This is a genomic window from Intrasporangium sp. (assembly GCF_040414665.1).
In the GTDB taxonomy this organism is placed as follows: Bacteria; Actinomycetota; Actinomycetes; order Actinomycetales; family Dermatophilaceae; genus Intrasporangium.
This window is the reverse complement of record NZ_JBEDUL010000024.1, coordinates 1-8893: the sequence shown is the minus strand read 5'-3', so window position 1 is coordinate 8893 and position 8893 is coordinate 1. Positions and strand designations below refer to the sequence as shown.

Genomic DNA, 8893 nt, shown 5'->3' with positions numbered 1-8893 from the left:
TTGGGGTCGTCTGGGATGTCCGCATAGCCGAGCACCTGCTTCCACCACTCGGACAGCTCGTAGGCGTTGCGGCAGTCGATCGTCGTGTGCGAGACGCGTGAAGTCATGGACCACAGCCTGTCCGACCGGACGCCGGGAGTCGATCTGGTTTCGGACCCCGGTGACAGCGTCGGCGGGCTGCGGCAGAGTCGGACCATGACATCCAGTGCTGCTGCAGCCGTAGCCGTGACCGACCGTTTCCGGGCTGCACGGGATCTCCTCGTGGACCTCAGGGCGGACTACGACCGGGCCGTCTCCGAGTTCAGCTTCCCCGACGTGGGGGAGCGGTGGAACTGGGCGATCGACTGGTTCGACGCCATCGCCCGTGGCAACGACAGGCCCGCCCTGACCATCGTCGAGCAGGACGAGTCGGTGGCGACGGTGACCTTCGACGAGATGGCCCGGCGCTCGGACCAGATCGCTGCCTACCTGACCGGGCTCGGCGTGCGCAGGGGAGACTCCGTCATCCTCATGCTCGGCAACCAGGTCGAGCTGTGGGAGTCGATGCTCGGCGTCATGAAGATCGGCGCGGTCATCATGCCGACGACCGTGGCGGTCGGGCCGGGTGACCTCGTCGACCGGATGGAGCGTGGCGAGGCGCGGGCCGTGATCACCAACGCCTCGGAGGTGCACAAGTTCGACGACGTCCCGGGGGACTACCTGCGCATCGCCGTCGGCGTCGACCCGTCCGCCGGCTCAGCCGGAGCGGAAGGACCGGCGGGCTGGGAACGGTACTCAGCGGCATACGACATCGAGGCGGAGCCAGCCACGCACCCGGGGACGGGGCCGGCTGACCGGCTGCTCCTCTACTTCACCTCTGGCACCACGAGCCGGCCCAAGCTGGTCGAGCACACCCAGGTCTCGTACCCGGTCGGGCACCTGTCCACGATGTACTGGATCGGCCTGCGTCCGGGCGACGTCCACCTCAACATCTCGAGCCCGGGATGGGCCAAGCATGCGTGGTCGTGCTTCTTCGCCCCGTGGATTGCCGAGGCGACGATCTTCCTCTACAACTACTCGCGCTTCGACCCGGCGGCCCTCCTTCGTGTCCTGCGGACCCACGAGGTGACCTCCCTGTGCGCACCGCCGACGGTGTGGCGGATGCTCATCAACGCGGACCTGTCTGGCGGCCCCGGCTCGCTCCGCGAGGTCATCGGCGCGGGTGAGCCGCTCAACCCCGAGGTCATCGCCCAGGTCGAGAAGGCGTGGGGGATGACGATCCGCGACGGCTACGGCCAGACGGAGATGACCGCCGCGATCGGCAACAGCCCCGGCGCGCGCGTCAAGCCCGGCTCGATGGGGCGGCCGCTCCCCGGTGTGCCGGTCGCCATCGTCGACCCGCTGACCAACACGGTCGCCAACCAGCGTGACGGGGACGGCAAGGTGGAGGGGGAGATCTGCCTCGACCTGTCACAGCAGCCGGTGCCGCTGATGACCGGCTACCAAGGGGACCCCGAGCGCCATGCCGCCGCGATGGCGGACGGGTGGTACCACACCGGCGACGTCGCATCCCTCGATGCGGACGGTTACATAACCTATGTCGGCCGGACCGACGACGTCTTCAAGGCGAGTGACTACAAGATCAGTCCGTTCGAGCTCGAGTCGGTCCTCATCGAGCACGTTGCCGTCGCGGAGGCTGCCGTCGTGCCGTCTCCTGACCCGGTGCGGCTGGCGGTGCCCAAGGCGTACGTCGCTCTCGTCGCGGGCTACGAGCCCAACGCCGAGGTGGCTCGGTCGATCCTCGCCCACTGCCGGGAGAAGCTCGCCCCGTGGCAGCGGGTCCGGCGCATCGAGTTCTACGAGCTGCCGAAGACGATCTCGGGCAAGATCCGCCGGGTCGAGCTGCGTGGTCGGGAGCAGGAGCTCGACGCGACCGGTGCCGCGCAGCCAGAGCTCGAGTGGCGGGACGACCAGTTCCCCGACCTCAGGGGGTAGCCGTCGACCGGGGCGATGTCGGCGACGGCGGCGAGGGTCGCGGCGCCGGTGTCAGGGTCGAGGTCCGGGCGGTGGCGGGGGTCGTCGTGCTGGCGTCTCCGGGCGTCGCGGTGCCGATCTCCCGGACCGTCGTCTCCTCGGAGGGGCTGCACGTGCGTGACTGCGCATCGGCGGCCCCGGGCTCGGCGGGCTGCCCCGGATCGGCCGGCTCGGGAGGCCCAGCGGCCTCGGCATCCTTGGTCTCCTGGGCCCCCCGCGGGTCGATCATCGCGCCGTTGACGACCTGGATGTTGTCGTAGAGCGGTCGGCCCTCGATGAGGTTGCGGTATGTGTAGCGGGTGAGCTGGGTGAGTGCGCAGCGTGGGCCGAAGCTGACCAGGTCGAACGCGTAGGGCTGGCCCGTCAGCTCCTCGTTGTCGGTGGCGATGAAGTGCGAGACGACGCCGCCGCCGGTGAAGGTCCCGACCTGGATCCGGGACCCCTCGAGTGCCGGGGTGTGGATGTGCCCGTTGACGACGACTCGGCCGCGGGCGACCTCGGTCGCTGCATACGGCTCGTGGGTGACGACGAGGTCGCTCTCCGGCTCGTCCTCCATCGCCAGGTTGTAGGCATCCACCGCAGGAGCCTGCTTGGCCGCTGGGTCCTTGTTGTCGTCACCGAAGTAGCGCGGGTCGTTGAAGCCCGTGATGCGCAGGCCGTGGAACGACAGCTCTCGGTGCACACCGTCAGGGTCCTGGAGCAGCACGACGTTGGGCACGGCCGCCATGCGCCGGAGCAGCGCCCGGTCGGTCGGTGCGGACTGGTCGTGGTTGCCGCTCGTGAAGATGTAGGGCACACCGAGCGACTCGATCCCGCGGAAGATGCCAGCCGCCTCGCCCTCCTGCACCCGGCCGAAGTTGATGATGTCCCCGGTGTCGATGACGGCGTCGACGCCCTCCTCCTCGATGATCGTGCGCATCAAGGCGTACTGGTTCGCGCCGTGGATGTCCGAGACGAGCAGGAAGCGGGCGGAGACGCTCGGCTGGGTGAGGTCCGTGGGGACGAACTTCTCCTGCAGCGCCTGCGACAGCGCGAGCAGGTTGCGCAGATAGGGCGTGGCCTGCTCGGCGCGGGTCTCCACGTCGGCCAGCAGTCCAGCGTTGCGCTGGACGGTGCCGAGCAGGCCCGTCGTGGTGAAAGCCGCGAAGCGGTCCGGCTGGTAGGTCAGGGCCGTGCTCAGGCCCGTGGCACCGCAGACGAGGACGAGGGCCGCGCCCACCAGGATGAGGTACATCCGCTCCGGACGGCGCCGGCGGGCGTAGTGCACCGCAACGGACAGGCCGACGGCCACGGTGAGTGCTCCCAGTCCGAACCGCCAGCCCACGCCGAGGGCGGCCTGCCGGATCGCCTCCGAGATCTCCGCGTCCGTCGGCTGCAGGGAGCGCACGCTCACCGGGCCGGCGGTGAGGAGATCGGTGACCTCCTCCCGCACCGAGACGGCGACGTCGAGCCCCGGAGCGAGCAGCGGTGAGCGGAACGCGAGGTCGACGTCACCGACGATGGTGGGGCTGTGGAGCACGGGCGTGTGTCGCGGCACGGGGTCGAGCCGCATCGTCGCCCGGTAGTTCGACGTCTCCACCGTGGTGGGCGCCAAGTTCGTCGCGGCCACCCCACCGAGGTAGCAGGCCACGACGATGGCGACCCAGCGGGCCACGAGGCCCGCCCGGGCCCAGGCAGGGTGATCCGTCCTCAGTCGCATCGCGTCCACCCTATGTACGGACCGTCGGAGAGGTCGTATGCCGCTCAGCTCGCTCCGCGCCCACGCGCGGTCGGTCAGAGGTACTGGCCGGTGGGACCAGGTTCGCGGCCGGTGCCGTCGGGCCGATGCAGGTGGCCGTGGCCGGCTCCCGGTGGGGTGCCGTACGACACGCCAGGTCCCGGCAGCGCCCGCATCTGCTGGAGCTGCTGTTGCGCCGCCATCTGCTGGGCGACGAGGGCGGTCTGGATCCCGTGGAACAGGCCCTCGAGCCAGCCCACCAGGGCGGCCTGGGCGATGCGGAGCTCGGCGTCGCTCGGCGACTCCTCGCGGAACGGCTGTGCGATCCGCTCGAGCTCCTCGACGAGCTCGGGGGAGAGCCCGTCCTTGAGCTCCTCGAGCGACTGGTGGTGGATGTCGGCGAGTCGGCGGCGCCCGGCGGGGTCGAGCGGTGCGCTCCGCACCTCCTCGAGCAGCTGCCGGATCATCGAACCGATGCGCATCACCTTCGCTGGCTCCTCGACGAGATCCGCGGGGTTGGTGCGCTCCCGCTCTCCCTCGGCAGGCGCCTCGGACCCGCTGCCTGGCGCATCCGCCACACCCATGCCATCGGGGGTGAGCACGACGATGCGCTGGTCCTCCCGCGGCTCGTCGCCGCTGGGGTCCTGACCGGGCACTGGCTGGCGGGGGCTGTCACTCATGGTTCCCATCCTGCCCCACCGGTCCTTCTTGGGGTCCACCGGCGGGATCACCAATCGAGTGCCCGGCTCGAAGAGATCCCCAGTGACCGCCACATGACCTGCACACCCTGCGTGCGGTCAGGGGAGGGCTTTGCGCACGCAGGATGTGCAGGAGCGCACGCGCCCTGCCGTCAGCGCCTGCCCGCAGTGGCGAACCAGGGGTGGTGCAGGTCGTGGTACGAGATGTCCGTCATGGCCTTGTCCATGTCGGCCATCTGGTCCTGCATCTCCTGCGGCATCTCCTTCTTCTCGCCAGCGCGGGCCTCGGCCTCCGTGCTGAACGCGATCGTCTGGGTGAAGAAGCCGTCCTCGTCCACCGCGACGGTCCCACCCATGATCTCGGGCCGCTCGCGATGCAGCATGTCCATGGGCATGTCCATCATCATGCGGAACTTCTCTGGGTCGCTGATGCGTCCCTGGATGACCTGGACGAAGCCGGCGTCGTCCGAGCCGCCGTCGAGCATGAGCTGCACGTCGTCGCAGTCGTGGAACGTCACCGTGCCGTCGAAGTACCGCTCGGTCTCTCCCCACCAGGCCCCCTGCTCGGGCCGGCTGCTGTTGCGCATCGCCGACTCCTTGGAGTCGAAGCGGACGACGCCGATGAACTCGTTGTCGTCGGTCAGGCCGTACGTCCCTCCGAGGAAGCCCGCGGCTCCCGGCTCGAGCTCCTCACGCCACTGGTCCATGCGACGGTGCAGCTGGTCCGCGTCGTTGCACTGGCCCTGAATCACCTGAATGAACACGTGTTGACCTCCCGTTGTGTCAGTTGGGAGGGCCGCTTCAGCTGAAGTGGTCCACCTGTTGACGGTACGCCGCGGGGCGCGGGCACGTCATCGGGCCGAAAACGCGGAAAAGGGGCAGGTTCAAACCAAACACATGGCCGTATGCCGCTGGCGGTGCGCCGCCCATCGATTCGAGGTATTCGGTTCGAGGTTGGAACTCGCTCTCGAGAGCGAGCTTCAACCTCGAACCAGGTCAGGTGGTGAGGAGGATCTTGCCGATGTGGGTGGACGCCTCCATCTCGCGGTGGGCGTCGGCCGCCCGGTCCAGCAGGTAGCGGGAGTTGATGACGGGACGGACCTGACCGGACTCGATGACCGGCCAGACGTGCTCGCGGACGGCGGCGACGATGGCGGCCTTCTCTGCGGCGGGTCGGGCGCGGAGGGTCGTCGCGATGACAGCGCCGCGCTTGGACATCAGCTTGCCCAGATCGAGCTCGGCCTTGCGGCCGCCCTGGAGGCCGATTGTCACGAGGCGGCCGTTGACGGCCAGGGCATCGATGTTCCTGGCGAGGTACCTCGCGCCGATGTTGTCGAGGATGACGTCGGCACCGTGGTTGTTGTTCGCGGCCCGCAGCTCCGCGACGAAGTCCTGGTTCGTGTAGTCCACGAGCACCTCGGCGCCGAGGTCGCGGCAGAAGTCGAGCTTCGCCTGGCTGCCGGCCGTGACCGCGACATGGGCGCCGACCGCTTTGGCCAGCTGGATCGCCATCGTGCCGATGCCCGAGCTGCCGCCGTGGACGAGCAGCCACTGGCCCGGCTGGAGGTTGGCGGTCAGGAAGACGTTGGACCAGACGGTGCAGGTGACCTCGGCGAGACCGGCCGCGTCCACCAGGTCGACGTTCGCCGGCTTGGGCAGGACCTGGCCGGCCGGCGCGGCGACTTGGTCTGCATAGCCGCCGCCCTCGAGTAGGACACACACCTCGTCCCCGACCGTGAAGGAGTCGACGCCCTCGCCCAGTGCGGCGATGCGGCCGCTGACCTCGAGGCCGGGGTAGGGCGACGCACCGGGCGGCGGGTCGTAGAAGCCCTTGCGTTGCATGACATCCGCGCGGTTGACGCCCGCGGCCACGACATCGACGAGGACCTGGCCCGGCCCAGCGGTCGGAGCCGGGACGTCCGCGGGGATGAGGGCGTCGGGTCCGCCCGGCTCGGGGATGGTGATGGCACGCATGGGCCGACTGTATTGCCCTGCCTCCGGACGCAGCCCAGCGGCATCCGGCTCAGGCGCGGGCGGGGTTGAGGCGCCGGGAGATGTCAGCGGCCGTGCTCCTCACCCGCGCAACGAGCTCTGCCACGTGGACGTCATCGGCGTCGGTGGAGCGAAGCGTCACCGCGACGGCTGCGAGGGGGCGATCGGTCCGGTCGACGACCGGCACGGCGACCGACGACAGACCGGGGGTGATGGTCCCGTCCTCGCGCGCATGGCCGGCGGCGCGGGTCCGGGTGAGCAGGGCCCGGAGCTCCTTGAGCGACGTGGGGCCGGCGCCGTGCCGTTGGGTGAAGGACCCGCGGTCCGGGTAGAGGGCGCGTACCTGTGCGGGCGGCAGCCCGGCGAGCATGGCCACGCCGCTCGCCGTGAGGTGGGATGGGAGCCGCACGCCCACGTCGGTCACGAGGGTCGGCTGGCCGGGCGCCCGCTCCTCGAGCAGGTAGATGACGTCGCGGCCGTCGAGCGTGGCGAAGTGGGCGTTGCGGCCACACTGGTCGGCGAGGCGGCGGATCGCGGCGCGAGCCACGCGGGCCAGGGGCGCCTGGCGCTGGTAGGCCGAGCCGAGCTCGTACGCAGCGGGGCCGAGGCCGTAGCGGCGCTCCTCCACGTAGTGGGTCACGAAGCCGCGCGAGCAGAGCACCTTGAGCAGGTGGTAGACCGACGACCGGGGGAGCGTCAGCGTGCGAGCGATCGAGGCTGCCGGCACCGGCTCGGCATGGCGGGACAGGTGCTCGAGCACGTCGAGCGCGCTGGCTGCGGCGGGAGCGTTGGTCATCCTGCGCCTTCTCCTGGGAGGTGTCTCGTATCTGAGACGATTGTGCGCCGCGGTGGGGTGCCGCGCCCAGCCGGGTCACGGTTCCATGGGTGGCATGACCTACGTGGACCTCGAGACGCGCGCGGCGCCCGTCACCGTTGGGATCGGCCCGCTGTCCTTCGACGACGTCCTCGCGGTGGCCAGGCATGACGCGCCTGTCGTCCTGTCTCCCGAGGCGGAAGCCGAGATCAGTCGTAGCCGCAAGGTCGTCGAGGACCTCGCCGACGACGTGAAGCCGCACTACGGCGTCTCGACGGGCTTCGGTGCACTCGCGACGCGGCACATCCCCGTGGACCGGCGGGCGCAGCTGCAACGCTCGCTCATCCGTTCGCACGCCGCCGGCGCCGGCCCCGCGGTCGAGCGCGAGGTCGTGCGGGCGCTCATGCTGCTGCGGTTGTCGACCCTCGCCACCGGCCGCACCGGCGTGCGCCTTGAAACAGCGAGGGCGTATGCCGCTGTGCTGAGTTCCGGCATCACCCCCCTGGTGCACGAGTACGGTTCGCTCGGCTGCTCGGGTGACCTCGCGCCGCTCGCGCACTGCGCTCTCGTCGTGATGGGCGAGGGAACCGTCGTCGACGCCGACGGCACCTTGATGGATGCCCGCCTCGCGCTCGAACAGAAGGGGATCGAGCCGGTGCAGCTGCGCGAGAAGGAGGGACTCGCCCTCATCAACGGCACCGACGGCATGCTCGGCATGCTCGTCCTGGCCATTGACGACCTGCGCTCGCTCCTCAAGCTCGCCGACGTTGCTGCTGCGATGAGCGTCGAAGGGCTGCTGGGGACGGACGACGTCTTCGCGGCCGACCTGCACGAGCTGCGGCCGCAGCGGGGACAGGCACTCTCCGCAGCGAACATCCGGGCGGTCATGGCCAACTCGCCGCTCCGCGAGTCCCATCGCACGGACGACTGCACGAGGGTGCAGGACGCCTACTCGCTCCGCTGTGCGCCCCAGGTCCATGGCGGGGCGCGCGACACGATCGAGCATGCGGCACGGGTGGCCGAGGCGGAGCTCGCCTCGGCGATCGACAACCCCGTCGTGACCAAGGACGGTCGCGTCGAGTCGAACGGCAACTTCCACGGGGCGCCGGTGGCGTACGTGCTCGACTTCCTCGCCATCGTCGCGGCCGACGTCGCCTCGATGGCGGAGCGCCGGACCGACCGCTTCCTCGACAAGGCGCGAAACCAGGACTTGCCGGCCTTCCTCGCGCACGACCCCGGCGTCGACTCGGGGCTGATGATCGCCCAGTACACCCAGGCGGCGATGGTCTCGGAGCTCAAGCGGCTGGCGGCCCCTGCGTCGGTCGACTCGATCCCGAGCTCGGCGATGCAGGAGGACCACGTCTCGATGGGGTGGTCGGCTGCCCGAAAGCTGCGCAAGGCCGTGGATGCACTCGGCCGGGTTCTCTCGATCGAGCTCGTCACGGCAGCCCGGGGACTCCAGCTCCGGGCGCCGCTCGAGCCGGGGCCGGCGTCGCAGGCGGTGATCCGTGCGCTCGCAGACCTCACCGACGTCACCCCGGGGCCTGATCGGGTGCTCGCCGAGACGCTGGGTGCTGCCTATCTCGGCGTCCTCGACGGCTCCTACGTCACGGCCGCCGAGTCGGTCACCGGCCCCCTCCGCTGAGCGTCGAGTGTGCA

General features: G+C 70.2%; 7 protein-coding genes. 2 read left to right on the top strand and 5 right to left on the bottom strand.

What is annotated here, in order from left to right; all coding sequences use genetic code 11:
- Positions 1-195 precede the first annotated feature (195 nt).
- The gene (locus ABF401_RS02905) at positions 196-1974 is read left to right on the top strand and encodes an AMP-binding protein (protein WP_353508034.1); all 1779 of its coding nucleotides are present in this window, start codon (positions 196-198) and stop codon (positions 1972-1974) included.
- Here the strand turns inward: ABF401_RS02905 and ABF401_RS02900 are convergent.
- The 5 genes from ABF401_RS02900 to ABF401_RS02880 all read right to left on the bottom strand — a co-directional run bounded on the left by ABF401_RS02900 (position 1964) and on the right by ABF401_RS02880 (position 7216).
- Entirely contained in the window at positions 1964-3712 is a 1749-nt protein-coding gene (locus tag ABF401_RS02900) for a metallophosphoesterase (protein WP_353508033.1), read from the bottom strand. The genes ABF401_RS02905 and ABF401_RS02900 overlap by 11 nt on opposite strands.
- A gap of 74 nt (positions 3713-3786) precedes the next feature.
- Positions 3787-4410, bottom strand: coding sequence for a proteasome activator (locus ABF401_RS02895; protein WP_353508032.1), 624 nt, complete (start codon positions 4408-4410; stop codon positions 3787-3789).
- A 170-nt stretch (positions 4411-4580) separates the two neighbouring features.
- Positions 4581-5192: a hypothetical protein gene (locus ABF401_RS02890; protein WP_353508031.1), complete on the bottom strand. Its 612-nt coding sequence runs from the start codon at positions 5190-5192 to the stop codon at positions 4581-4583.
- Positions 5193-5424: 232 nt separating this feature from the next.
- The gene (locus tag ABF401_RS02885) at positions 5425-6402 is read right to left on the bottom strand and encodes an NAD(P)H-quinone oxidoreductase (RefSeq protein ID WP_353508030.1); all 978 of its coding nucleotides are present in this window, start codon (positions 6400-6402) and stop codon (positions 5425-5427) included.
- 49 nt (positions 6403-6451) lie between these two features.
- Positions 6452-7216 (bottom strand): IclR family transcriptional regulator, encoded by a 765-nt coding sequence (locus tag ABF401_RS02880; RefSeq protein WP_353508029.1) that lies wholly within the window; start codon positions 7214-7216, stop codon positions 6452-6454.
- A gap of 94 nt (positions 7217-7310) precedes the next feature.
- Here ABF401_RS02880 and hutH point away from each other — a divergent pair, with 94 nt between their 5' ends.
- Positions 7311-8879, top strand: coding sequence for a histidine ammonia-lyase (gene hutH, locus ABF401_RS02875; protein WP_502908184.1), 1569 nt, complete (start codon positions 7311-7313; stop codon positions 8877-8879).
- The last annotated feature ends 14 nt before the right edge of the window (positions 8880-8893 follow it).